25 protein-coding genes are annotated in these 26,680 nt (G+C 34.1%); 16 read left to right on the top strand and 9 right to left on the bottom strand.

Features of this window, described 5'->3' with window-relative positions; all coding sequences use genetic code 11:
- The first annotated feature begins 256 nt into the window (after positions 1-256).
- The 3 genes from H6589_07610 to H6589_07620 all read left to right on the top strand — a co-directional run bounded on the left by H6589_07610 (position 257) and on the right by H6589_07620 (position 8,823).
- The gene (locus H6589_07610; protein MCB9174460.1) at positions 257-4,288 is read left to right on the top strand and encodes a T9SS type A sorting domain-containing protein; all 4,032 of its coding nucleotides are present in this window, start codon (positions 257-259) and stop codon (positions 4,286-4,288) included.
- 108 nt (positions 4,289-4,396) lie between these two features.
- Positions 4,397-7,435: an amidohydrolase family protein gene (locus tag H6589_07615; protein ID MCB9174461.1), complete on the top strand. Its 3,039-nt coding sequence runs from the start codon at positions 4,397-4,399 to the stop codon at positions 7,433-7,435.
- An 89-nt stretch (positions 7,436-7,524) separates the two neighbouring features.
- Entirely contained in the window at positions 7,525-8,823 is a 1,299-nt protein-coding gene (locus H6589_07620; GenBank protein MCB9174462.1) for an amidohydrolase family protein, read from the top strand.
- Positions 8,824-8,880: 57 nt separating this feature from the next.
- On the opposite strand, the gene H6589_07625 is transcribed toward H6589_07620, so the two are convergent.
- The 4 genes from H6589_07625 to H6589_07640 all read right to left on the bottom strand — a co-directional run bounded on the left by H6589_07625 (position 8,881) and on the right by H6589_07640 (position 11,434).
- Positions 8,881-9,636, bottom strand: a complete 756-nt coding sequence (locus H6589_07625; protein ID MCB9174463.1) for a hypothetical protein — start codon at positions 9,634-9,636, stop codon at positions 8,881-8,883.
- A 137-nt stretch (positions 9,637-9,773) separates the two neighbouring features.
- Positions 9,774-10,361, bottom strand: a complete 588-nt coding sequence (locus tag H6589_07630; GenBank protein ID MCB9174464.1) for a YceI family protein — start codon at positions 10,359-10,361, stop codon at positions 9,774-9,776.
- Between the two features lie 177 nt (positions 10,362-10,538).
- Complete coding sequence (locus H6589_07635; protein ID MCB9174465.1) at positions 10,539-10,856, bottom strand: hypothetical protein; 318 nt, start codon at positions 10,854-10,856, stop codon at positions 10,539-10,541.
- A 38-nt stretch (positions 10,857-10,894) separates the two neighbouring features.
- Positions 10,895-11,434 carry a CvpA family protein gene (locus H6589_07640; protein ID MCB9174466.1) on the bottom strand — a complete coding sequence of 180 codons (540 nt, stop codon included), beginning with the start codon at positions 11,432-11,434 and terminating at the stop codon, positions 10,895-10,897.
- A gap of 99 nt (positions 11,435-11,533) precedes the next feature.
- Between H6589_07640 and H6589_07645 the strand changes: the two genes are divergently transcribed.
- Positions 11,534-11,866 carry a hypothetical protein gene (locus H6589_07645; protein ID MCB9174467.1) on the top strand — a complete coding sequence of 111 codons (333 nt, stop codon included), beginning with the start codon at positions 11,534-11,536 and terminating at the stop codon, positions 11,864-11,866.
- Positions 11,867-11,868: 2 nt separating this feature from the next.
- On the opposite strand, the gene H6589_07650 is transcribed toward H6589_07645, so the two are convergent.
- Entirely contained in the window at positions 11,869-12,291 is a 423-nt protein-coding gene (locus H6589_07650) for a hypothetical protein (protein MCB9174468.1), read from the bottom strand.
- A gap of 81 nt (positions 12,292-12,372) precedes the next feature.
- Between H6589_07650 and H6589_07655 the strand changes: the two genes are divergently transcribed.
- From H6589_07655 to H6589_07680, 6 genes are read left to right on the top strand one after another with little or no spacing between them, the layout of a single operon-like run.
- A complete protein-coding gene (locus H6589_07655) occupies positions 12,373-13,062 on the top strand; it encodes a peptidylprolyl isomerase (protein MCB9174469.1) in 690 nt (229 codons plus the stop codon).
- A gap of 54 nt (positions 13,063-13,116) precedes the next feature.
- Positions 13,117-14,139 carry a phenylalanine--tRNA ligase subunit alpha gene (pheS, locus tag H6589_07660; protein MCB9174470.1) on the top strand — a complete coding sequence of 341 codons (1,023 nt, stop codon included), beginning with the start codon at positions 13,117-13,119 and terminating at the stop codon, positions 14,137-14,139.
- Positions 14,140-14,146: 7 nt separating this feature from the next.
- Positions 14,147-15,979, top strand: coding sequence for a sensor histidine kinase (locus H6589_07665; protein ID MCB9174471.1), 1,833 nt, complete (start codon positions 14,147-14,149; stop codon positions 15,977-15,979).
- Between the two features lie 43 nt (positions 15,980-16,022).
- On the top strand, positions 16,023-16,676 hold the full coding sequence (locus H6589_07670) for a response regulator transcription factor (protein ID MCB9174472.1): 654 nt from the start codon (positions 16,023-16,025) through the stop codon (positions 16,674-16,676).
- A 55-nt stretch (positions 16,677-16,731) separates the two neighbouring features.
- The gene (locus tag H6589_07675) at positions 16,732-17,691 is read left to right on the top strand and encodes a DUF4271 domain-containing protein (protein ID MCB9174473.1); all 960 of its coding nucleotides are present in this window, start codon (positions 16,732-16,734) and stop codon (positions 17,689-17,691) included.
- A gap of 40 nt (positions 17,692-17,731) precedes the next feature.
- Entirely contained in the window at positions 17,732-18,481 is a 750-nt protein-coding gene (locus H6589_07680) for a uroporphyrinogen-III synthase (GenBank protein ID MCB9174474.1), read from the top strand.
- A gap of 7 nt (positions 18,482-18,488) precedes the next feature.
- On the opposite strand, the gene dusB is transcribed toward H6589_07680, so the two are convergent.
- On the bottom strand, positions 18,489-19,475 hold the full coding sequence (gene dusB / locus H6589_07685) for a tRNA dihydrouridine synthase DusB (GenBank protein MCB9174475.1): 987 nt from the start codon (positions 19,473-19,475) through the stop codon (positions 18,489-18,491).
- Between the two features lie 103 nt (positions 19,476-19,578).
- Here dusB and H6589_07690 point away from each other — a divergent pair, with 103 nt between their 5' ends.
- Complete coding sequence (locus H6589_07690; protein ID MCB9174476.1) at positions 19,579-20,061, top strand: hypothetical protein; 483 nt, start codon at positions 19,579-19,581, stop codon at positions 20,059-20,061.
- A 1-nt stretch (position 20,062) separates the two neighbouring features.
- Here H6589_07690 and H6589_07695 read toward each other — a convergent pair whose 3' ends face one another.
- Entirely contained in the window at positions 20,063-20,359 is a 297-nt protein-coding gene (locus H6589_07695) for a TM2 domain-containing protein (GenBank protein ID MCB9174477.1), read from the bottom strand.
- A 68-nt stretch (positions 20,360-20,427) separates the two neighbouring features.
- Positions 20,428-21,036, bottom strand: coding sequence for an adenylyl-sulfate kinase (cysC, locus tag H6589_07700; protein MCB9174478.1), 609 nt, complete (start codon positions 21,034-21,036; stop codon positions 20,428-20,430).
- 111 nt (positions 21,037-21,147) lie between these two features.
- Here cysC and deoC point away from each other — a divergent pair, with 111 nt between their 5' ends.
- The 5 genes from deoC (at position 21,148) to cysQ (ending at position 25,862) form a co-directional block, all read left to right on the top strand.
- Positions 21,148-22,059, top strand: a complete 912-nt coding sequence (gene deoC / locus H6589_07705) for a deoxyribose-phosphate aldolase (GenBank protein ID MCB9174479.1) — start codon at positions 21,148-21,150, stop codon at positions 22,057-22,059.
- Positions 22,060-22,062: 3 nt separating this feature from the next.
- Positions 22,063-23,529 carry an aldehyde dehydrogenase family protein gene (locus H6589_07710; GenBank protein ID MCB9174480.1) on the top strand — a complete coding sequence of 489 codons (1,467 nt, stop codon included), beginning with the start codon at positions 22,063-22,065 and terminating at the stop codon, positions 23,527-23,529.
- 110 nt (positions 23,530-23,639) lie between these two features.
- Positions 23,640-24,008, top strand: coding sequence for a four helix bundle protein (locus tag H6589_07715; protein ID MCB9174481.1), 369 nt, complete (start codon positions 23,640-23,642; stop codon positions 24,006-24,008).
- Between the two features lie 48 nt (positions 24,009-24,056).
- The gene (locus H6589_07720) at positions 24,057-24,935 is read left to right on the top strand and encodes an aldehyde dehydrogenase family protein (GenBank protein MCB9174482.1); all 879 of its coding nucleotides are present in this window, start codon (positions 24,057-24,059) and stop codon (positions 24,933-24,935) included.
- Positions 24,936-25,079: 144 nt separating this feature from the next.
- Complete coding sequence (gene cysQ, locus H6589_07725; GenBank protein ID MCB9174483.1) at positions 25,080-25,862, top strand: 3'(2'),5'-bisphosphate nucleotidase CysQ; 783 nt, start codon at positions 25,080-25,082, stop codon at positions 25,860-25,862.
- Between the two features lie 157 nt (positions 25,863-26,019).
- Here cysQ and H6589_07730 read toward each other — a convergent pair whose 3' ends face one another.
- Positions 26,020-26,673, bottom strand: coding sequence for a YdeI/OmpD-associated family protein (locus H6589_07730; GenBank protein ID MCB9174484.1), 654 nt, complete (start codon positions 26,671-26,673; stop codon positions 26,020-26,022).
- Positions 26,674-26,680 lie beyond the last annotated feature (7 nt).

Raw genomic sequence — 26,680 nt, forward strand, 5'->3', positions numbered from 1 at the left:
AAAAGGGCTTTATGTAGTGCAAATAAAAGGCAATAAAAGTTCGACTACTTTAAAAGTCATCAAACAATAGCGTTTATTGTAACGTCATTAGTTTTTATTAGCTTCATTCCTGCGTAGGCAGGAAACCTGCATTCCTATGAAAATAGGAAACCAGTTGATATTTTTAGAACTGGATTCCTTGTCTTCACTGCGTTTCGCAAGGAATGACGTAAACGAGGAACAATAAACGCAAAACATTCATTTAAAACTTAACAACATGAAAAAATTTATACCCCATTGTCTTACGGCAATGAAGACCACAGCATTACTTATGCTGTTGATGGTGTTTTTGCTAAATAGCAACACCATAAAAGCACAATATACCGACGAGTGTTTCGTAGATTCTACCATGTTTCCGCCTTTAGATTCTACAGCACGATTAACTGCTTACAGCCCCAATGGAAGCGACTTTACCCCGCATGGCGAAATGAAAGTACTCATTATTTATGCAGGATTTACCAATGATAGAGAAACTAATCCAGATACATCTCTTGTATGGCCATACGTTGACCCAGCAGGGATACTCCCAAACGGAAAAACTTTCCCGAAAAATACTGGTGATTTGTTTTACGACGATTACAGCGATTTTTCGCCAAGCAATACTGATAAAAGCATTTCCAATTTTTATTACCAGATGAGTTTACCCAGTGGTAATCCCTTAAAAATGATAGCCAGTGTTTTTCCTGAGCGAATTAATGTTTTTGTAGACAGTGCTGATTGTAGCGATTATTATGTTTGGAACAATCTTGCTACAAGGGTTTTCGATAGCATACAGGCAAAATATCCTGGTTACGATTTTAGTGCATTCGATAATCGTAAAAATTGGCCGTCCTACCAAACCGACAACAGTTCTTCCAACCACGATGATCAAATTGATTACGTAGTTCTAATTTGGCGTTATTCACAAAACTGGAGTAAAGACCCTGCTGGCGATTCTACACTTTTTAACAAATGGTTATCTGGTGGGTCTGTAGCGGATATAGCTGGAGGATATCAGTTTACCGATGCTTTAGGTAACCCTACTTTTGCTGTTAATGCAGGTTTTAGAACACAAAAAGGATTTTGGGGTATCTCAAAAACCACCTTTACCCACGAAGTGGCACATACCAACTACTGGGCTCCACATTGCAACAATGCCAACAATGCTGTTGGAAGTTATTTTTACGGCAATTACGGTTGGGGCATGATGAAAAGTGTTGGTTCTCCAAATGTTTACGATTGTGCCAACGGTTGGGAACGTTGGTACACAGGGTGGATAGAATTAACCGCAAACAACAACACGGTATCATCTGATATTAAAAGTGTAAGTGATTTACAAAATGGTGGTGTGTATACACTACACGATTTTATTACAACGGGCGATGTTATACGGGTTCGTTTACCACATGATACCACTCAATTTTTATGGTTGGAAAACCATGCAGGTAAAAACATCTTCGACCACCGCAAAGATTATGAGACTGATGCACTCGGAACACCTTTACCCATTGCTCCAAGAGGCTTGGTAGCTTATATTGAAGGCACAAGGTATTCAAGAAATTATACTGCACCGACTGGAACAGGAGTAAATACCATAAAGTATTTGAATGCATTGGGTAATCATGACTTTACTAATCAGTACGCCAACCCTGAGCCTAGAATACCAGAATATTGGGATATCGCTTACGATTTTCAAAAAGGATTATCCAATCCCTTAGGCTGTCATAACCAATTAACAAAAATCAGAAACGACTTTTATGGTGCTACTGATTCAATTGTTTACATAAGTTACACAAATGGAGATAATAGAAACGAGCATCGTGATTTTGTAAAACAAAATGGTGTGCTAACTTTTGGTGATTTAGGCTTTGGCATGAACTTTCCGCAAGGTGCAAAAGTAGATTTAGGTTCAAATCCTGTAATAACGAACTTACAAATTTACAATACTACTACAAAAAAACTAGCACCAATACATTTGAACGGCATTTCGTTCGAGGTACTGAGTTACAATGCCGACAGTAGTATTACAGTAAAAATACGGTTAGATGATTATGATGTGAGAAACAATACCAGATATACTGGGGAAATTGAATTATATCCAAATATCGTATCGTCAGCTAATTATTCCTTAAATATTATAGGTGGTCAATATTTGGATATTGATAAAAGTGGAACCCCAAATAGACATAGATTAACAACACAAGGAGACTTTATCAATCCAACCAAACTTACTTGTTTAAACGGTTCTTATGTTCATTTAGAACAGGAGTCTATGATAAATGTAATTAATGGTAGTACTTTACATCTGTTAACCGGTTCAAAATTAGAGGTTGAATTTGATGCAACTTTGCACATTGGAGCAAACAGTACATTGATAGTAGAAGACGGGGCAGAAATTAATTTAAAACCAGGTTCATACTTGGTTATTGATGATGGAGCAACGGTAATTTACAAAAACAAGACTGCCAATAAAGGCTTTTTAGTAGGTTCAACATCATATACAGGTATTCCTGCAAAAGTGTTTGTTTCGGGTAACATTACTTTTGATGCTACTGCTAAATGGGAGCATTATCGTGATGGTTTTTACAAATTTCATCCTACTCATAGTTTAACTATTCCAAATGCTGTTCCTGTTAAGTTTACAGGTAAAGGTAAAACACGTAAGTTTGTCGAATTAGCAAACAACACTACATTAACCCTAAGTAATGTTGATGATGTAGATTGGAACAGTGGTTTGGTACAATATGGAAGTAATTCAAAAATTGTATTGGATGATGTAAATTTTACTTCTATAAATGCTACATACAATCCATCAAGTAATCCTCAAACTACAGCTACTGCCTTTGAGATTAACAATCCTCTTCCTACTTTCTTTAACAGTTGTGATTTTAATAACTTAGGAAAAGGTGTTAAAGTAACCAATGCCAGTTCATTGGTACACATTCAGACAGGTAAATTTACTACCATGAGTACCTATGGTGTTGAAGTTAGTGATGCTGCTAATTTCAAAATGACTAATGGTTTTGTAAATGGTGCTCAAACAGCATTATATGTGCAAAATTCAAATGTAGTTGAAATTTACAGTACTGAATTCAAAAACGCTACTTACGGTGTTAATTTAGAATACGTTTCGGGAGCTTATTTTAGTGGTGCTAACATACAAAGTAACACTACTGGTTTAAAAGCTTTAGCCTCACTTGTTTTTTTACGTAATGGTGCCAGAATACATCAGTCGAGTAATTATGGTGTTGAAATCTATGGTAATTATGATGCTGGGCTTGGTAGCTACAATGCCATGTTAACGATGGGAGATATTGGATGTGGAGCAGTTTACAACAACACCAATGTAGGTATTTTTGGTATTGATGCTTTATTAAACATTGATGCGGTTCAACATTCTATTGATAGAGGTGACAACATTATTAAACCAAATCGTTTTGATAACAATGGTGGATTCACTTTTGAATTTTGTTATGGAAGCAGTACTGTAGCTCCTTCACAAATTAATGCTAAAGGTAATTTTTGGGGAGTTAATCCTGCTGATATTCAATCTAATGAATACGTATTTGTAGCAAATGCTTGTACATCATGGGGTGGAACACCAGTTTACTTGCCATTAATCCATACCGATTATTCTACTTGTGTACCAAACAACACTTGTATGGAGTGTAGTATTGGTGGTGGTGGCGGAAGCTCATCATCCATGATGTCATCAAGTTCTTCAACCCCAGCAAATTTAGCTGTTCAAACTTCGTTTAAAGAGGCTAATGTACTTTTTGTTGAAGAGGATAATGCTGCTACAAGAAATGAGTTTACAGATGTTTCTGCCGTATCATTAATTAAAGATACGCTTACTGATACTTGGCAAGGACGTTCGGTTAACGATGTATTGTTTAATTTAAATAAAGAAACTGTTCATTTGGTTCAGGTTTCAAAAGCTATTAAGGCGAAAGCCAACAATAGTAACTTAAGAACTATTCAAGTTGTGGATGATATATTTAAAAATATTCAACCTGAACATGTTGGTACAACATTAACTGTTGCTCTTTATCCAAATCCAACAAATGATAAGTTATTTGTTGATTTAGAGAATGAAGGTAATTATTTGTTAGTTATTTATAACATTTCAGGACAAAAAGTAATTGAACAATTACTTACTGATAAACACAATTTGGTTCAAGTGAATCAATTGCCTGATGGTTTATATATTTATGAACTTTCTGCTCCTAACAGCAATATTGTTAAAGGGAATATTACTATTACCAAGTAATCTTCTTTAAAGGAAAGGCTGCTCAAAAGAGCAGCCTTTTTTTGTTTCCATAAGTGTATCATATACAACATAAAAAGTTATTTTTGGAGTCTACTTAACTAAAACACCATGAAAAAATATTTGTTGATGCTTGTTTTATTGGGTTTTGTTGTTGCAACAAAAGCTCAAGAAACCTTTGTTACCAATGGAACAAAGAATAAAATTCAAAATTTTTATGCGTTTAAAAATGCCACCATTTTTAAAGATTATCAAACCAAAATCGAAAATGGTATTTTAATCATTCAAGATGGAAAAGTAATTGAGGTTGGCGATGCAGCTTCGGTAAAAATTCCAGCTAATGCTGTGGTGTATGATGTAAAAGGTAAATTTATTTACCCTTCGCTAATCGATTTGTATTCGGATTATGGAATGCCAAAAGCAGAAAAAGACTCAAAACCAAATTTCCAGCAACAATTCGACTCGAACAAAAAAGGAGCATACAACTGGAATCAAGCAGTTCATCCTGAAATTGAATCGGGACAATTATTTACTGTTGACAATAAAAAGGCTGAAGAATTAAGAAAATTAGGGTTTGGTACAGTATTAACTCACCAACAAGACGGAATTATTAGAGGAACATCTGCTTTAGTAACCTTATCGGATGGATTGGCAAACGAAGTAGTTATTAATGACAAGGTTGCTTCACACTTATCCTTTGATAAAGGAACTTCTACCCAAGATTATCCTGGTTCGTTAATGGGAACAATAGCGTTAATTAGACAAACTTACTACGATGTTGATTGGTATTTTAACAACAAAAATTTACCAGAATACAATATTTCATTAGCCAAAATGGTTGAAAACTGGGAGTTGCCTTCAATTTTTGAAGTTAAAGATAAATTGGACATTTTACGTGCCGATAAAATTGGCGATGAGTTTGAAATGCAGTACATTTTTAAAGGAAATGGCGATGAATATGAAAGAATAAGTGAAATAAAAGCGACTGGTGGAAAGTTAATTGTTCCAGTAAATTTTCATGAAGCGTATGATGTGGCTGATCCTTATGAAGCGATGTTGGTTCCATTAAGAGATTTAAAACATTGGGAATTGGCACCATATAACTTAGGAATTATTGCGAGTAATCAAGTAGAATTTTCGATTACGATCGCTGGATTAAAAAACCAAAAAGATTTTTTTACCAACTTAAGAAAAGCGATAAAAAATGGTTTATCAGAGCAAGATGCGTTGAAAGCATTAACCTATTCGCCAGCAAATTTTATTAATGCGTACGAAACGGTTGGTAGTCTAGAAAAAAACAAGTTTGCTAATTTCATCATTACATCATCAAACCTTTTTGATGAAAAAAATGTGCTATATGAAAACTGGATTCGCGGCAAAAAATTTATGATAAATGACTATAATACCATAGACGTAAGGGGAAACTATCATTTAAAAATTCAAGATAAAATATACGATCTTAATGTAAAAGGAGAAATTGAAAAACCAAGTGGAGAAATTAAGTTGGTTGCAAAAAACGATAGTGCTGGTTTTGATACTACCAACATTTCGGTAACCATTAAAGTACAAGACCATAACATTACGTTAAGCTTTAACCCGAACGATGAATTTTCAAAAAACATCATCAGATTGAGTGGGTATGTAAATCACAATAGTGTTATTTGGGAAGGAAAAGGACAGCTGAATAATGGTGAATGGTTAGGCTGGTCGGCAATTAAAGGCGACAACTTTAAAGATAAAAAAGAAGATAAAAAAGAAGAAACCGATTCATTGGTTGTACCTAAAATGTATTTTCCAAACATGGCTTATGGCTTTGATTCAATACCCAAAGCTAAAATGTTGCTTATTAAAAACACTACCGTTTGGACAAACGAGCAAGAAGGTATTTTAAAAAATACTGATGTGTTATTAAAAGATGGAAAAATAGCTCAAATAGGAAAAGGTATAGTTGCCGACAGTGCTGAAGTGGTTGATGGCACAAACAAACACTTAACAGCTGGTATAATTGATGAGCATTCGCACATTGCAATTAGTAGAGGTGTAAACGAATGCACTCAAGCGGTAACTGCTGAGGTTAGTATTGCTGATGTGGTAGATTGTGATGATATAAATATTTATCGCCAATTAGCTGGAGGAGTTGTTGCTTCGCAATTGTTGCATGGCTCATGTAACCCTATTGGTGGACAGTCGGCACTAATAAAGTTGAAATGGGGAAGTAGCCCAGAAGAAATGAAGATTAAAGATACCGATGGGTTTATCAAATTTGCTTTGGGTGAAAATGTAAAACAATCGAACTGGGGACCATTTAATCGTTCTCGTTTTCCTCAAACCAGAATGGGTGTAGAACAAGTTTATTTCGATGCGTTTATTCGTGCAAAAGAGTACCAATCTATTTGGGATAAATATGCAGGCTTGACTCCTGCACAAAAAAATACAGTAATTGCTCCAAGAATTGATTTAGAAATGGAAACCATTAACGAAATTTTAAATAAAGAACGATTTATCTCGTGCCACTCTTATGTGCAGTCAGAGATAAACATGTTAATGCATGTTGGCGATTCGATGGGTTTTAGAGTAAATACGTTTACACATATTTTGGAAGGATATAAAGTTGCTGATAAAATGAAAAAACATGGTGCTGGTGGTTCAACATTCTCTGATTGGTGGGCCTATAAGTTTGAGGTTAACGACGCTATTCCGTATAATGGTGCAATTATGCACAAACAAGGGGTTTTAACTGCATTTAATTCTGATGATGCAGAAATGGGGAGAAGGTTAAATCAAGAAGCTGCAAAAGCTGTAAAATATGGAGGGGTAAGTGAAGAAGAAGCATTAAAATTTGTAACCTTAAATCCTGCTAAACTGTTGCACTTAGACGATAAAATGGGAAGTATTAAAGTTGGTAAGAGTGCTGATGTAGTTCTATGGACAGACAATCCTTTATCGGTTTACGCAACGGTTGAAAAAACCATTATTGAAGGTGTGGTTTATTTTGATAGAAAGACTGATGAAGCACTTCAAAAAAGGAATGCACTCGAAAAAAATAGATTAATAGAAAAAATGTTGGACGTTAAAAAAGAGGGTGGTAAAACTAAAAAACCTCAGGCTAAACCAAAACTATTGTATCACTGCGATACTGTTGGAGAGTAACTCCCCTCCTAACCTCCCCAAAGGGGAGGGACTTCCCCTCTTGAGAGGGGTTAGGGGTGTGTAAAGAGATGTTAAATAAATTCAAAACCATGAAAACAAAATATAAAATACGAGTAACTACTTTCTGCTTTCTTCTTTTAACTTTCAACTGTATTGCACAAGTTGAAACTCCAGCTCCAAAACACAGTAAAACGGTGTTGTTAATGGGAGGAATAGCACACATCGGAAACGGGACAGTTATAGAAAATTCTGTTATTGCCTTTAAAGATGGTAAGCTTACTATGGTTGCTGATGCACGAGTTGTAAAATTAGATGGAAGTGCTTTTGATACTACCATTAGTATTTCTGGCAAACATGTATATCCTGGTATTATTGCACCAAATTCAACCTTAGGATTGGTAGAAATAGATGCGGTTAGAGCAACAGAAGACATGAACGAAGCAGGAAATTATACGCCCCATGTTCGTTCTATAATTGCTTATAATGCGGAATCTAAAATTACTACTACAGTTAGAAGCAACGGAGTTTTAATGGGACAAATAACCCCTCGTGGCAATGTTGTTTCTGGAACATCATCTATTGTTCAATTCGATGCTTGGAACTGGGAAGATGCTGCTTACAAACTTGATGACGGCATCCATATTAATTGGCACAACATGTTTAACCGTTGGACTGGTAAAGCAGATGAAAAATATACCGAACGTATCAATGAATTGAAAGATTTTTTTACTGATGCTTTGGCTTATTCTAAAGTAAAAAACCACTTAGAAAAAAACTTGCGTTTTGAATCTATGCGAGGATTGTTTAATGGAACTCAAACATTGTTTATTCATACCAACTATGTAAAAGAGATAACAGACGCCGTTTATTTTGCAAAAGAAAACAACATTAGTAAAATGGTAATTGTTGGTGGCTATGATGCTTGGATGGTGGCTGACATGTTAAAAGATAATAAAGTAGCTGTAATTTTAAGAAGAGTTCATGAATTACCTGTGAGCGAAGATGATGATATTTATTTGCCATACAAATTGCCAAAAAAATTGGTTGATGCAGGAGTGTTGGTTTGTTTAGAAAATTCTGGAGATATGGAGGCTATGGGGACACGTAACTTGCCTTTTTATGCAGGCACAGCTACTGCTTATGGGTTAAGCAAAGAAGAAGCTTTAATGTTAATTACGCTGAACACAGCAAAAATTTTAGGGATAGATGCTACAACAGGTAGTTTGGAGCCAGGTAAAGATGCCACATTTTTTATCTCTACTGGCGATGCCTTAGATGTTAAAACAAACAATGTTGAGCAAGCTTATATTCAAGGTCGATTTATTGATTTAGACAACCACCAAAAGAAATTGTACCGAAAGTATAGTGATAAGTACGAAACTAATTAAGCAACAAAAAAGCAGGAAGAATTCTTCCTGCTTAATCGTCTTTAGTTAATTAATCTATTACTGAATGGTTGCTGTTTTACTCTGAACAGTTTCGTTTCCGTAATAAATATTTTTACCACCAAGCGTTTCGTTGGCGAATTTATAAGCTGCTACCTGAACAACAGTTGAACCATTATTTAAACTGCTTAATTCGCTTGCGCTAAAAGAACAAGAAGTAGCATTTCCTGCTAGAGTTTTAGAAACACCACCAATTAAAAATAGCACGGAATCAGCATTTGTAACGGTATTAACAGTTAAAGTATAACCACTAGCTTTTGTAATTGTTGCAGAACTTGTTACCTCACTAACAGTAGGAAATCCTAATGTTACAGATTTGGTAAATGCTCCGAATCCATTTGCCCCTGAAACATCCCAATTTACACCTGAAGAAAAATCTATTCCCGTAGGATTACTTGCTCCAATTGTATAAGAGTAGGAGTTGTTGGAATTTAACGTAAGGGTGTTGGTATTTAATTTTACTGTTCCAGCACTTACTAGGCTTGTACCATTATTGAATGCTGCAACACCCAAGCCAATTGTTGTAGTAATAGGTGGTAATCCTGTTATATTGGTAACAGATAATGATTTAACTGCCCAAAGTGATGCGTCAGCTCCTGCAAAGTTAGGTTGAGCATTACCAGTTGTATTTCCTGTTGGTGTAGGAGTAGGTGTTGTTGTAGGAGTTGTAGTTGGTTCGGGTGCACTTTCATCTTTTGAGCATGAAAAGGCTACAGCTGCTGTTAATACAAATGCGAATAAAGTTTTTTTGTTCATGAGTTTTTATTTAAAGTTTATAACTTCAAAAGTATAAGTAGAAAAACATAAACTCAATACGTCAAATGACGTAATTCTATAAAACAAAAAAGCAGGAAGAACTCTTCCTGCTTTTAACCCTATCAATCGTTTAAAAATTACTGTGCAGCAATTTTAAACTTAATGGTAAACTCATCGTTTATCATTTTGTCGCCTAGTCCTTCAAAAAATTTGCCGGAACCGTATTTAATATCATAAAGCGTTCTATCTACGTTTACTTCAGCGTAAGCGGCTAATTTACCGTCTTTCACTTCAATTTTTGCAGAAAACTCGATTGGTTTTGTAATGCCTTTTATGGTTAAATTTCCAGAGATTATGGAGTTTCCATCTTTACCTGGTGTTACTTTTAAAATATCCAATACTGCAGTATTGTGCTTTTCTACATCAAAAAAATCAGCATTTTTTAAATGTCCTACTAATTTGTCTGCCCACTCGCCTTTAAGGTCGGTACATAGTATTGATGTCATATCAATAGTAACTTTTCCTTTTTCTAGTTGACCATCGTGCAAGGCTAGTTTGCCTTCTTTTATCATTATGGTTCCAGTATGTTCGCCTGTTACTTTTTTTCCAATCCATTCAACACTACTAACTTTGTTGTTAATGGTTAATTCGCCATGATTATGAGCGTTTACAGAAAATGTAGTTGCTACAACCAATGCTATACTTAAAATAATTTGTTTACTCATGGTATTAAATTTTAGATTTTTGTATTCGTGAGATTTCGTGTTCATAATTTTTAAATTTATTAATTCGATACAAATGTATGTATATACATTTAATGTTAATACATTTTAACAAAAAATTAACGAAATAACAATTAGAAATTTAATAACAAATTGATTATAAGCAGATTAATAAAAAAATTATTTTTTTATTTTTTTCTCCCAAACTTGATATTTATAAACCGTATCGTTTGCATTAATGTAATAGATGTGCTCTATTGCTACGGTTTTTTTTGGTTTAGATTCTGGAGTGGTTGGTTTATTGCCAAAGTATTCTTCAATGGTAGTGTAGATGTAAGCTTCAGAGTTGTCAAAAATCATAATTTTTTTAGCAACCCCTTTTTCTTTAATCAGTTGAGTTTTAGTTTTCCCAACAAGAGGTGAAGAATAGGTAATAGGACCCTTGGGAGAACACCCAAAAACAAAAAGCACTATTAATATGAAATATAGAAACTTCATATCATAAAGGTAATTAAAGAAATGAATATTAAAAATGACTATTTAGCAATTTCATGTTCTATTACTTGTTCAGTAATGGTTGAGGTGTCTAACTTTAAGTCTTTAATTCCTGGAATTAACAATTGCGAAAGTTTCTCGATGGGTTGATACAACAACGATGCTTCTTTTTTTTCATTACTTATAAATTCTATTTCGTTGTTAAACACATTAATTAAATTTAACACAATACTTAAAATAAAAGCAAATTTTAACACACCAAAAATTAACCCAAACAATTTATTTACAAAGCCCAAGGCAGCCTTCTTTAAAATACCTTGTAACAACTTTGCTAATGCAAAAACTGCAACAACAATAATTATAAAAGTTAACGAAAATGAAATAATCGGCATTAGTTTGTTCGAGATGTCAAACAATTTACTCAAGTATTCTGCTGATAGATATGAGAATTTTAAACCACCCCAAACACCCAGTCCTAAAGCAACAAATGAGGCTATTTCTATTACAAAGCCTTTGGTAAAGCCTTTGTAAGCACCCCATAGCAGCGGAATTATAAAAATAATGTCGAAAAAATTCATCATTTCAAAACTAAAGGTTTGAAGATATCAACTAACAACTAATAATTCTTTTTTATCAAAAGAACATTGTTTATACCGCAATTATGTACTTAATTTTACGGTATGGAAATGGATTTAAATATTGAATGGGTAAAAGTGCAATTGTTTATGCGGAAGCGTTTTGATGAGGTTTTAGATGTTCAAACTATTTTGTATATGATTGGGCTTCAAGAATTAGGTAAAAACCACCAGCTATTTAAAAAAGAGCAAAAAATTGATATTATTCATATAGGTGTGTGTACCGTTTTAATGCCTTATGGCTATTATCAAAAACTTGGATTGGATAATGAAGGTTGGCCACATTTTAAAAACATAAAAAAACTCCCCAACCATTTGGTAGGAGAGTCTCAAGATAATTTTATGAAAAAGGCAATTATAGAATACCTTAAATTATAATATTATTTTAAATATAAGTTTTCCTTATAGTCGTTATCTTCACTTCTTTGTCTTACACTTTCAATTTTAACTACTTTGTGTCCGCTTAAAGAGTCTGTTACTGTATAAAGCGCACCCAAAGAATCAACCAATTGTGTAGACCTATAGTAAACAACGTCCACATCTAAAACAGCAGAAAATTTAAAGTCAAATTTTACATAACCAGCTGCATCTGTAGTTCCTGTTTTGTCCATTTCAGCTTCATTAACAGTTCCTCCTAAGGCATTGTCGCCAGGCCAAGCATGAACTATAGCACCAGAGGCGGGCACACCTTTTTCATCAATTACAGTAATATGTAAACTTGGCGAACGTTCTTTAGCACACGAAAATGCAAATACTCCGATTAGCATTAACAATACAAGTCTGAAATTATTTTTGTGTATCATTTTGTTTTATTTTAGTACTCAAAGATATAATTATATATAATTATTAGCTTTGTAACTAACAAATATAATAATAATTAGTTTATGAATAAATTTTTTTCCTGCATCATCTTTGCTCTTGTTTTACTTATATCCTCTAATACTTTTGCTCAAAAAAGTGAGAAACAAACATTAATTCTAATTTCTACAAGCTTTGGGGATATTAAAATTAAGCTTTACAACGAAACACCAAAACACAGGGATAATTTTATAAAATTGGTAAAAAATGGAACACTAAATGAAACATTGTTCCACAGAGTTATAAAAGATTTTATGATCCAAGGCGGAGATCCAGATTCTAAAAATGCTGAAAAAGGGGTTGCTTTAGGTGAAGGAGGTTTAGGTTATACTATTCCGGCAGAGTTTAATTCCTCATTAATACATAAAAAAGGAGTTTTGGCTGGAGCTAGAGAAAGTGATGATGTAAATCCAGAAAAAGCATCTTCAAGTTGCCAGTTTTATATTGTTCAAGGCAGAACATTTACAAGGGCAGAAATTGAAAAAATGCTCAAAGGAAAAAATGCAAAACGCGAAGATAAAATTGAATATACAGAGGAGCAGTTTAAAACCTATGAAACTATTGGTGGAACTCCACATTTAGACATGGATTATACCATTTTTGGAGAAGTAGTTGAAGGGTTAGATGTTGTGGATAAAATAGCTGAAGTAAAGAAAGATAAGAGAGATAGACCTATAGAAGATGTAAAAATGACCATTAAAATTGTAAAGAAATAAAGCCCCCAACCTCCCCGAAGGGGAGGAGTTATGGGTTAACGAAATAAAAAACAAATGAAAACACGTTTAAACGAATTATTACAAGAAGTAGAAATTTTCTCTGCTCAATCGTTAGACCAAGTGGAGCAATTCCGTATTAAAATATTGGGTAGCAAAGGGGTTTTAAAAGAGTTGTTTGCTGATTTTAAAAATGTGGCTAGCGAAGAAAAAAGAGAAGTAGGTCAATTAATTAATCAGGTTAAAGAGAATGCTCAATCAAAAATAGATGAGTTTAAAGCTTTATTGGAAAATACAACAACCGTTGCAGAAAATATTGATTTAACCAAACCTGGTTTTCCCTACAATGTTGGTAGTCGACACCCTATTTCATTGGTTAAAAATGAGATTATTGAAATTTTTTCTCGCATTGGTTTTACTGTTTCCGAAGGTCCAGAAATTGAAGATGATTGGCACAATTTTTCAGCATTAAATTTCCCACCAGAACATCCTGCAAGAGATATGCAAGATACTTTTTTTGTGGAGGCAGAAACTGGTGAAATGGCATTAAGAACACACACTTCGTCGGTACAAGTTCGTATTATGGAAAATTCAAAACCACCCATTCGTACACTTTCTCCAGGAAGAGTTTACCGTAATGAAGCTATTTCTGCTCGTGCGCACTGTTTTTTTCATCAGGTAGAAGGCTTGTATATTGCAGAAAACGTTTCGTTTGCTGATTTAAAACAAACCTTATTGTATTTTGCTAAAGAAATGTTTGGCGAACAAACCGAAATTCGTTTGCGTCCATCCTATTTCCCTTTTACAGAACCTAGTGCTGAGGTAGATGTTTCGTGTTCTGTCTGCAACAGTAAAGGTTGTAATGTTTGTAAGTATTCTGGGTTTCTAGAAATTTTAGGATGCGGAATGGTTGATCCAAATGTGCTTGAAAATTGTGGAATAGATAGCAAAAAATATTCAGGATTTGCTTTTGGTATGGGGGTTGAACGAATAGCCATGTTAAAGTATAAGATTAACGATTTACGTTTATTTTCTGAAGGCGATGTCCGCTTTTTAGGCCAGTTTAAAGCTGCTCAATAACATTAAAATGATAAGAAGCTGTTTAATCTTCTGTTTATTGTTTTTTGCTAGTTTTTTAATTGCCCAAACCAATTATTTAGATAGCGTAGAACAATCAATTCAAAATTTATCTGCAGAAGACCAAATTAAAGCGGTTTTAAATTTACCTTATGATAAAGTAGTTGCTAATACAACCAAAGCAGAGACAATATATCTAGAAGCGTTAAATAAATCAAAAAAATTAAATAATCAAGAATTTGAAGCAGATGTATACAATCAATTGGCTCTGGTTTATGGATTTTTAGGCAATTATGACAAACGTATAGGGTATAATATTAAAGCCATTAAAATTTATGAAAAATTAGGCAATAAATCGAAAGCTGGTTCAACTTATGGTGGGCTTGGCTTTTCAATGTACAGAAGAGACATTGAAAAAGCTAAGATGTATATGCAAAAAGGAATGAAACAATTGGAAGAAGCTAAAGACTATGAAGCTTTAAATCCAACTTATGACAATTATGGAATTGTGCAAGAAGTTTCTGGTAATGTTGATAGCGCCATATTTTACTATAATAAGGCATTAGTTTTAAAAAGAAATCAAAACGACAGTATAGGTATACCTTTTGCCCTAGGACATTTATCTGGAGCTTATCTGGTAAAAAAAGATTTTGCAACTTCAAAAAAATACTTAGACGAATCATATAGTATTCGCACAAAAAGAAATGACACATATGGTATTGCTGAATGTATGGTGCTTTATGCCGACTTTTATTATGCCCAAAAAAACTATAAAGAAGCTGCCACTTGGTTTACTAGCTGTTATAAAACTGCAATTGAAAACAAGTATATTCATTTAGCACAATATGCAGCTGAATTTTTATCCATTTGTCACGAAAAACAGGGGCATACTAGTGAAGCGATTAACTATTTAAAAATTCAACAATCACTAAAAGATTCTTTGATTAATGAAAACACTAATAAAGCTATTGCTGAATTAGAGATTCAATTTGAAACAGAAAAGAAAGAAAAACAAATTATTGAACAAAAAGTAAAAATTACTGAACAAGAATTAAAACACAAAAAAAGGACCAATCAATTAGTAATTCTCATATCCATTTTATTATTGGTAATCGTAGCGAGCTACTTCATATACAAGCAGCAAAAATTAAAGCAGCAAAGGTTAATTGAAGAAAACAGGTTAAAAGACCAATTGGCTAAAGTGAAAATACAAAACGAATTGCACGAAGAACGATTAAGAATTTCTCGTGATTTACATGATAACATTGGTTCGCAATTAACTTTTATTATTTCTTCGGTAGATAATATGAAGTATTTATTTAAAAATACTGACGAAAAGTTGAACAACAAACTAGTAGATATCTCAATTTTTACACGAACAACCATTACACAATTGCGTGATACCATTTGGGCGTTGAATAAAGACGACATTACCTTCGACGATTTAAAATCGAGGTTGTACAATTATATTGAACAAGCTAAATCTGCTCAAGAAAAAATTCAATTTGAATTCGATAATCAATTAAACAATAACTTTTCGCTCAATGCTATTCAAGGGGTTAATTTGTATAGGGTTGTACAAGAAGCCATTAATAATGCAATAAAATATTCCGTAGCATCAAAAATCACCCTTAAAATTACCGAAACAAACTCCGAAATTAATATTGAAGTAATTGATGATGGAATTGGGTTTGAATGGAATAAAATAAGTGCTGGTAATGGATTACAAAACATGAAAAACAGGGCAGAAAAAATCAACACCATCATAAGAATTGAATCTAAACCTAGCGAAGGAACGAAAATTAGCTTAACTTTAAAGAAAGATACGCTAAATGCCGTATAGTTTCAGATGGTATTCGAGCGTACTTTTGATTAAAAATTAAATTATGCAAATTAAAATAGCCATTGCTGAAGATAATGCTTTTTTAGCTCAATCCATTCAAGAACGTATTTCGTTTTTCGACGATTTAAAATTTAAATTTAGAGGTGCTAATGGTGCTGAACTGATTGGAAAGTTAGAGGCCGACCATGTTATTGATGTTATTTTAATGGACATTCAAATGCCAGAAATGGATGGTATCAGAGCTACAGAATTAATTAAAAACAAGTATCCTCACATTAAAGTTGTAATGTTAACCGTAATGGATGACGACGATAATATTTTTAATTCAATTAAAGCTGGTGCTGATGGTTATTTGTTAAAAGAAACGAATCCAGAAGAATTGCACAACAGTATTTTACAAGTTATGGAGGGAGGCGCGGCAATGACTCCATCAATAGCCCTAAAAACATTGAATTTATTACGTTTCCCCGAACGAATGACAACCGATAAAATACAACTAGAAGAAATAGCTTTAAGCAAAAGAGAAGTGGAGATTTTAGAGCAACTTTCTAAAGGGTTAAACTACCAAAATATTGCTGACAATCTAGTTATTAGTCCTTCAACAGTGCGTAAACATATCGAAAACATTTATAAAAAATTACAAGTACACAACAAAATAGAAGCTATTCAAAAGGCAATGAAACACAATATTTTGTAAATAAATAGCTTGTTTTTTTTCTGCAATACTCTGCAAATAAACTATTTTTGTAGAGATGCTTGTTTTTCATAATATATCTCAACAAAATGATTCTGTTAATGTCGTAAAAAAAGACAGTAACAAACCTATGTTAGAGTTGATGAAAGTCGAAGATAGCTCAGGGTTAGTTGTCAAAAAAAAAAAGACACCTCAAACAGCTATTGCTACTCCTGTTACACAAATAGTTCAAAATGACACTTTAGTTCAAGATAGTATTGTTACTGACAGCAGTACGTTTCAATTAGGAAATACTACAGCTATTCCTATTAGAAAAGCAATTGTAACAAAGAAAAATACAACGGCTGCAGAAACTAAAATTGCTTTTGAGCCTACGTTAAAAAAAACCACAGAAACTTTTTGGCCATCTGTTGTTTTAACAACAGCGTTATTGTTGCTTGGATTTACTAAAGCATTTGGAGCTAAACGTTTTACACAAATTTACAAATCACTTTTTTCCAGTTATTCAGCTCATGAGGTGGTTCGTGAAGAAAAGGTTTTTTTTCATCGGGTAAACCTGATGTTGTTCTTTGTTTATGTGTTTATTATCTCACTCTTTATCTATTTTGTTTCAACATTAATAAACCCTAACAGTTACAATGCGCTGTTGTTTCCAATAATTATGCTTGGTGTAATTGTAGCTTATTTAGTAAAATTTGGGGCAAACGCCATTCTTGCTTTTTTGTTTGCACAGTCGCCAATGGTTCCCTACTATTCTTACAATGTATTGTTGTATAATTATGTGTTGGGTATTTTATTGTTGCCTTCTATGGCATTGATTTATTTTTCTGATTTTCATAGCAATGCTATACTAATGTATGTAATTTTGCCATTAATTGGTTTAATTCTGCTAATCAGGTTTATACGATTTTTTGCCATTGGAATTTCTAACAATCTTTCTATATTATATATTATTTTGTACATTTGCACGCTCGAAATTTTACCATTGGTCGTTTTAGGGAAGTTTTTTATCCCTTAAAATTGCTGATTCGACTAATAAACAAAAAGTTAGGAAGATGTTGAAAGTAAAAAGTGTTTTAGTTTCTCAACCAAAACCAGAAACAGAAAAATCACCATATTTTGATTTAGCAGAACAGTGTAAAGTTAAAGTTGACTTTAGGCCGTTTATTCATGTTGAAGGAGTACCTGCAAAAGAGTTTCGTTTACAGAAAATTAACTTACAGGAACACGATGCAGTTATATTTACCAGTAGAAATGCTGTTGATCATTATTTTAGAATTGCTGAAGAAATGCGTGTTAAAGTTTCGGAAGAGGTTAAATACTTTTGTATTTCTGAATCTACAGCGTTATACCTTCAAAAATACATTGTTTACCGTAAGCGTAAAATCTTTTTCGGACAACAAACTTTTGCCGATTTAATTACGGTTATAAAAAAACACAAAGAGGCTAATTTTTTGTTGCCTAGTGCTGATATTTTACGTCAAAATATTCCAGATTTGTTAAACGAAAATGGAATTAAATATAAAATTGCAACATTGTATCGCACTGTTTGCAGCGATTTATCTGATTTATCTGATGTAAATTATGATATATTGGTATTTTTTAGCCCTTCTGGTATAAAATCATTGTTTGAGAATTTTCCAAAGTTTAAGCAAAACAATACACGAATTGCTGTGTTTGGACCTACTACTGCTACCGCTGCCGAGCAAGCAGGGTTAAACATAGATATTTCTGCCCCACAACCAGAGTCGCCATCAATGACTAAAGCACTAGAGCTTTACATTAAAAAGGCGAATAAAGGAAAGTAGTCATCGGTTAAATTTCTGCAAGAAATTTTTCTTTAATAGCGAGGAACACTTCATCTATTTCTTCCAAGCTGTTTCGTGTAACCAGTTGTGTACGGTATTCTTTAAAATCAGGAATTCCTTTAAAGTAATTGCTGTAGTGTGGACGCATTTCGAGCAAACCAAGTTTTTCTCCTTTCCAATCAACAGCCATGTCCAAATGTTGTCTTACAGCATCAAATCGTTCCAATAAAGTTGGTTTTGTTAAATGTTCGCCAGTATTTAAATAATGTTTTATTTCGTTAAAAATCCAAGGATAGCCAATACTCGCTCTACCAATCATAATTCCGTCAACACCAAAACGTTCTTTATAGTCTTTCGCTTTTTCGGGAGTAGTGATATCTCCATTACCAAAAACAGGGATTTGCATGCGTGGATTGTTTTTTACATCAGCAATTAAGCTCCAGTCAGCTTCTCCTTTATACATTTGTTTTCGTGTGCGTCCGTGTATGGAAATACCTTTAATACCAACATCTTGCAGGCGTTCAGCAACTTCAACAATGTGCTTACTGTTTTCATCCCAACCTAAACGGGTTTTAACAGTAACGGGTAAGTTGGTCGATTTAACAATTTCGGCAGTTAATCGAATCATTTTTGGAATGTCTTGCAAAATGCCTGAGCCAGCACCTTTGCAAACCACTTTTTTTACTGGACAACCATAATTAATATCAATAATATCGGGGTTTGCAGCAGCAGTAATTTCGGTGGCTTGTTTCATTGATTCGATATCGCCACCAAAAATTTGAATGCCTATAGGGCGTTCGTATTCAAAAATATCAAGTTTTTGTAAACTTTTTGCTGCATCTCTAATCAATCCTTCGGATGATATAAACTCGGTGTACATTACATCGGCACCATGTTTTTTACACAATGCACGAAAAGGCGGGTCGCTTACATCTTCCATGGGAGCTAAAAGTAACGGGAAATCACCCAATTCTATGTCGCCTATTTTTACCATGTTGGTGCAAAATTATGGTTTTAATTTTCATAAATACCAAACTACCTAGCAACATAAGATTTATACATTACAATAAGAGTTATAAAACATCGTTTATTTCACTATGAATTTTAAAAAAATAGAGGAAATAATATATACTATTTTATTAATTCCTCTTGGGTTAGTTTTTTCTCTCGTTATTCTATATTTAGCTGTTTTAGGATACTGGTATATAAAATATCCCGATCCTGACTGCAAAAACACAAATAAAATTTTTAATGAATATTCTCCAAATACCTTAGAATATAATACTGAATTAATACGGTTGTTGAAGAAGACAGAAAGTTTAGAAACAAGTTATTGGTTAGGAGGCTACTTAGATCCTGAACATATTTCAATTTTTATTCAAAATGATAGTATTTGTACAATAGCACTTATAACAATTAATGCACATAAACTCAAAAATGACGGTGGTTTTTTGACTCATTTAATGCAAGTTAATGGAGTTTCTTATAATGGACCTTTAACGGGTGTTAAATTTGAATTTAGTAATAACAAAAATAATCCTGAAATTTTTTTAATAGCTGTAGAAGATATTATTGATTAAACTACTTATCCTCTCCACCCCACATGATAATTTTTTGGTTTTGTTCAAATGTTGAGATGTCTTTTTTAAAGATTAAATGCACCAAATCAATAACGGGTAAAATACCAAAACCACCTAATGTTACCGCATAAATAATAGGTGCTCCAGGGCGTGTGCCTAAATATACTCGATGCCCTCCTAAAGGACCTGTTAACACGGTAAATATTATGGCTTTTGCACGTACGTGTTTGCGTTTGGGTAAATCTTTAGTTGTTTGCAGTGTATCTACCACAATTGAATCTTGTAGTTGAATGGGCACGGCAAAATTAGCTTTTGAAAAAAATGAAAATAACCAGAAAATAACCAGAAGAAAAACCCTTCTAAACATTACTTGGGTTGAATTTTTGTTAAAACCTTGTCCAAAATTTCTTTCACCGATTCTTCAACCGTTCTGTTGGCAGTTTTAACATCTAAAAACGGATTTGTAGGAGCTTCAAAAGGAGAACTTATTCCTGTAAAATCTTTTATTTCACCAGCTCTAGCTTTTTTGTACAAACCTTTTACATCGCGTTGCTCACAAATTTCTATAGGTGTATTGATAAAGATTTCTAAAAAGTCGTTTTCGCCAATAATGGTTTTGGCTTGCTCTCTTATTTCGTTTGTTGGGCTTACAAAACAGTTTATGGTAACAATGCCGCAGTTTAAAAACAATTTGGTTACTTCAGCAATTCTACGAATATTCTCTTTACGGTCATTTTCGCTAAAACCTAAGTTGTTGTTTATTCCTGCTCTAATGTTATCGCCATCCAACACCTGAGTTAAAATACCTCGTTTGTTGAGTTCTTTCTCCAAGGCAATAGCAATAGTGGTTTTACCAGAACCAGACAAACCTGTAAACCAAATTACTACCGATTGTTGTTTCAATAAGGCTTGTTTGTCTTTTCGTCCTAAAATAGAATCGAAAACGGGATGGATATGGTCTGGAATTTTACTCATGTGTAACACAAAATTAGCCTTTTAGTTACAGAAAAATTAATTTTTTTGTCGGTAATTAAATTTAACAAAAACCCTATAGTTTTCCTTAAATTTGAACTTCAATTGATAAAAATGGTAAAATCAACATTAAAATATTCAAACAATCCCTCACCAACTGTAGACCAAGTTGGAATAATTGATAGGATTGATCGAATAACCAGTCGAAGTATTAAAGACGAATCAAAATTACAAGGATTAAAAATGGCATTGAACATGGTTGATTTAACCACGTTAGAAGGTGCTGATACAGTTCGAAAAGTGCAACAATTGTGTAACAAAGCACAACATTTGCATGATTCTTATCCAGGATTACCAACAGTTGCAGCGGTATGTGTGTATCCCAATTTTGTAAAAACAGCTAAACAATGTTTAAAAGGTTCGGGTATCAATGTGGCGTCGGTTGCAACAGCTTTTCCAAGTGGGCAATCGAGTTTAGAGGTTAAGTTGTTAGACACTAAAATTGCCATTGATGGTGGAGCCGAAGAGGTGGACATGGTAATTAGTAGAGGTAGATTTCATGAAGGCGATTACAATTTTGTATTTGATGAAATTGCAGCTATTAAAGAGGCGTGTGGTAACGCTCGACTGAAAGTAATTTTAGAAACAGGTGAATTAGGCTCTTTTGATAAAGTAAGAAAAGCGAGTGATATTTCTATTGAGGCTGGGGCAGATTTTATCAAAACATCAACTGGAAAAATTAGTCCAGCAGCTACTTTACCAGTAACCTTGGTAATGCTTGAGGCCATAAAAGACCATTACTACAAAACGGGAATACAAGTAGGAATGAAGCCTGCAGGAGGTATTTCGAATGCTAAATTGGCTTTGCAATATTTAATGTTGGTAAAAGAAACATTGGGGGCAGCTTGGTTAACGAACCAATGGTTTAGGTTTGGTGCAAGTAGCCTTGCCAACGACTTGTTAATGCAGATTGTAAAACAACAAACGGGTGTTTATCAATCGAAAGATTATTTTTCAAAAGATTAAGAAATGACAAAAAAAACGATAAAAATTAATTTTGATACAGGGTGGGATTTAGCTCCTGCACCAGAAAGTACCAGCCACATTCAGCTAAACGAACAATACGAATTGTTTATTGGCGGAAAATGGGTAAAACCAAGTTCGGGCAAGTATTTTCCAACTATAAACCCTGCAACAGAAGAAAAAATTGCTATGATTGCTGAAGCCAACGAAAAGGACGTGGATAAAGCAGTTAAAGCAGCAAGAAAGGCTTATACCGATGTTTGGAGTAAAATGCCTGCAAGCGAAAGAGGTAAATACATTTATCGAATTGCTCGATTGATTCAAGAAAAAGCGAGAGAGTTTGCGGTTATTGAATCGATGGATGGTGGTAAACCAATCAGAGAATCTCGCGATGTTGATGTGCCGTTGGCAGCAGCCCACTTCTTTTATTATGCTGGTTGGGCAGATAAATTAGATTATGCTTTTCCAAACAGAAAACCTCAATCGTTAGGTGTTGCAGGTCAAATTACTCCTTGGAATTTCCCATTATTAATGGCTGCTTGGAAAATTGCTCCCGCTTTAGCAACAGGAAATACCGTAGTATTAAAACCTGCTGAAACAACTCCATTAACAGCATTGAAGTTAGCAGAAATTATACAAGAGGCAGGCTTGCCTGATGGAGTGGTAAACATTATAACTGGTGCTGGCGAAACAGGTGCTGCTATTGTTAACCACAACGATGTAGATAAAATTGCATTTACAGGGTCAACGGGAGTTGGAAAAATTATCCAAAATGCTGTTGCTGGTACAAACAAAAAAGTAACGCTAGAATTGGGTGGTAAAGCTGCTAACATTATTTTTGAAGACGCTGCTTTAGACCAAGCAGTAGAAGGAATTATCAATGGTATTTATTTTAATCAAGGTCACGTTTGTTGTGCGGGTTCTCGTTTGTTTGTGGAAGAATCCGTCTATGGTATTGTGTTACGAAAATTGAAAGACCGAATGGATAACTTGATTGTTGGAAATCCGTTAGATAAGAACACAGATATTGGTGCAATTAACTCTAAAGAACAATTAACTACCATCAACAATTATTTAAAAATTGGTGCAAAAGAAGGTGGCGAAATGTATCAATCCAACTGCTCAGTTCCAAAAAAAGGATTTTGGTGTAAACCAACTTTATTTACCAATGTTTCTCAATCAAATCGTATTGTTCAAGAAGAAATTTTTGGACCTGTTTTAGCGATTCAAACATTTAGAACAGTTAGCGAGGTAATTGAAAAAGCAAACAACACTCCTTTTGGTTTGTCGGCAGGAGTTTGGACTGATAAAGGCTCTAAATTGTTCAACCTCTCGTCGCAATTAAAAGCTGGAATTATTTGGGGTAATACCTATAATAAATTTGACCCAACTTCTCCATTTGGAGGTTATAAAGAAAGTGGGTTTGGTAGAGAAGGTGGTTTACATGGATTGAAACCGTACCTTAAGTTTTAATGAGATATTAAGCTAATTTGATAATGTCATAATTAAAAAATTAATAACTAAAACTAAAAAGCAAACATTAGCTAATTAATTTAATATCTCATTAGCCAATTAGTAAAAAGATGCAGTTTACAGACAATCCAAAATACAAAGATAATGTTATTCTTAAATTAACTTTTGAGTTTGCAGTAGGTATTGTTAAATATTCTGAGGAGTTAGATGCGGTTCGAAAATATAGTATTGCGAATCAAATTTTGAGATCAGGAACTTCGATTGGAGCGAATGTTAAAGAGGCTCAAAATGCAGAAAGTAAAAAAGATTTTATACATAAATTAAAAATAGCACTTAAAGAAGCTGATGAATTAGAATATTGGTTGTTTCTCTGTAACGAAGTAGAATCATACCCATCTTCAAATGAATTGCTTGAAAAATTAGTAGAAATAAAAAAGATACTGAATAAAATTGTTTCATCCTCAAAATTAAATGTGTGAATTGAAACAATTAGCTAATTATCACATCAACCAATTATCTAATTAATAATGAGAATAGAAATATTGAAAACCTACAAAATATATATCGGTGGTAAATTTCCAAGAACAGAATCGGGGAGGTTTTACACGCCTAAAAATGGACTTACTCCATTAGGTAATATTTGTTTGTCGTCGCGAAAAGATTTTAGAAACGCAGTAGTTGCTGCTCGAGCTGCTTTTGATGGCTGGTCGGGTGCTACAGCTTACAACCGTAGTCAAGTTTTATACAGAATTGCCGAAATGCTGGAAGGCAGAAAAGCACAATTTGTTGATGAATTGATGAAACAAGGCTCTACAAAAGCTGCAGCCGAAAAAGAAGTAAACGGTTCTATTGATAGAATTATTTACTATGCTGGGTGGTGCGATAAGTATATGCAACTATTTAGTGCTGTAAATCCAGTGGCAACTTCTCATTTTAACTTTACTGTTCCAGAGCCTACAGGTGTGGTTTCAATTTTAGCTCCCGAAGACACGAGTTTAATAGGGTTAGTTTCAAGTATAATTCCTGTAATTGCATCGGGTAATACTTGTGTGGTGTTGGCTTCTGAAAACAAACCCTTGTGTGCAATAACTTTTGCAGAGGTTATCAATTCATCTGACGTGCCGGGTGGCGTAATTAATATTTTAACTGGAACAAGAAAAGAGTTGCGTTCACACATGGCGTCGCACATGGATGTAAATGCACTGCTTTATACTGGTGGTGATAAAAAAGAATCGTTAGAAATAAAAAAATTAGCGGTTGATAATTTAAAGCGAGTGGTGGTAAGAGATTTTACAGCGGTTTATGATGCAACACACAACAATCCATATTACATGGAAGATTTTGTAGAAATGAAAACAACTTGGCACCCGATTGAAAAAATTGGTGCATCGGGAAGTGGATATTGAGAAGATGGAAGTTGGAAGACGGAAGTCCGAAGTTGGCTATGAGCGTTGGCTTCCCCTCTTGAGAGAGGCAGGGGTGTGTTTTTGAATTAAAAAGAAGTAAGTTACGATTTAGAAAAATAAAAAATGACAAGAGAAGAATTATTGATGACTGCTATTAAAGCAGCTTTAAAAGGTGGAGAGGAAATTCTTGCCGTTTACGAATCGGAATTTGCTGTAGAACAGAAAGAAGATAGAACGCCTTTAACACAAGCGGATAAAAATGCGCATCTGGCCATTGCTAAATTATTGGAAAAAACTGCTTTGCCTGTGTTGAGTGAAGAAGGGAAACAAACCGCTTACGAAACCCGAAAGTCGTGGAAACAATTTTGGATGGTTGACCCTTTAGATGGTACTAGAGAATTTGTAAAACGCAACGGTGAGTTTACGGTAAACATTGCCTTAATTGAAAACGGCGAAGCTACCATGGGCGTAATTTATGTGCCTGTAACCGAAGAATTGTATTTTTCTGATATGGCTATTGGAGCCTTTAAGTGCAACTCTAACCCCTCCACTCAACACCCATCACTCATCACTCTTATTGCAAAATCAAACAAACTTCCTTTAAAGCAAGATAGAAAAAACTTTGTAGTAGTTGGTAGTCGTTCGCACATGAGCCCAGAAACGGAAGCGTACATGAACGAACAAAAAACCATACATGCCGAAGTAGATATGCTTTCGAAAGGTAGCTCGTTAAAACTGTGTATGGTTGCCGAAGGCAGTGCCGATAGTTACCCACGTTTTGCACCAACCATGGAGTGGGACACTGCTGCAGGACAAGCCATTGCTGTTGCTTCTGGTGCTGAGGTAATTAATTGGGAAACCAAAAAGCGTATGCAGTATAACAAAGAAAATTTGTTAAATACGTGGTTTTTGGTAGCTAGAAATTAAAAAATTAATTGATTATTTAACCTGAGTTCGATATAACTTATTACTAAATCTTTCTTCTAGCATTCCTGCGGAGGCAGGAATCCAGCTTTAAAACTGATTTTAGTTTAATTTCTGGTTTCCTTGTCAAGCAAGGAATGAAATTAATCTAAAACCTGTACTAAGGTTTTTTAAATCCCTCGATGTGCTTGTGCGAACCATCACAGTTGGGTTTCTTTTTGGTAAAGCCACAGGTGCAATCGTTAAAGCCAAAACCATCAAGGATTTGTTGTGTATATTTTTCTATTCGTGTTACACGAGTGGCAGATTGTTTTGGAGCAGAAAAATATAAGTTGTAGGCTCTTTGTCTGCCTGGGGTTAATGCCTCAAAAGCAGTTTTAAAAGCACTATTTTCATCTAATTTCTTTTGAAATTCTTCAGGATAGGTAAGGTCTGTACTCTTTTTAAAATCTATTTTTAAACCCAGTTTTTCTACTTCTATGGCTTCAAAAATGTAGGCTTTTAAAATGGGTTTTAGCTCCATTATTTGTTGAGCATTGGTAAACCGAATTTGCCTGCCCGACTGGACATTTTCTGTTTGTTGAATTAAAATATTTTCGGTGTCTTTTAGTAAAACACCTTTCATAAACAGTAATGCACAGTATTCTTTAAAACCATGAATTAAAACAATGTTACTGCCTTTAACCGTATAGCAAGGGTGCATCCATTTAAAATCCTCCTCCAACCCACATTCTAAAATAATGGACCTCAAGAGCGCTAATTCTTTTTGCCACTTTTTGGTTTTGTTTAAAAATTCATCAACTTTTGGGTTCATAAGTTTT

This window comes from Flavobacteriales bacterium (assembly GCA_020635795.1).
Taxonomy (GTDB): Bacteria; Bacteroidota; Bacteroidia; order Flavobacteriales_E; family Vicingaceae; genus Vicingus.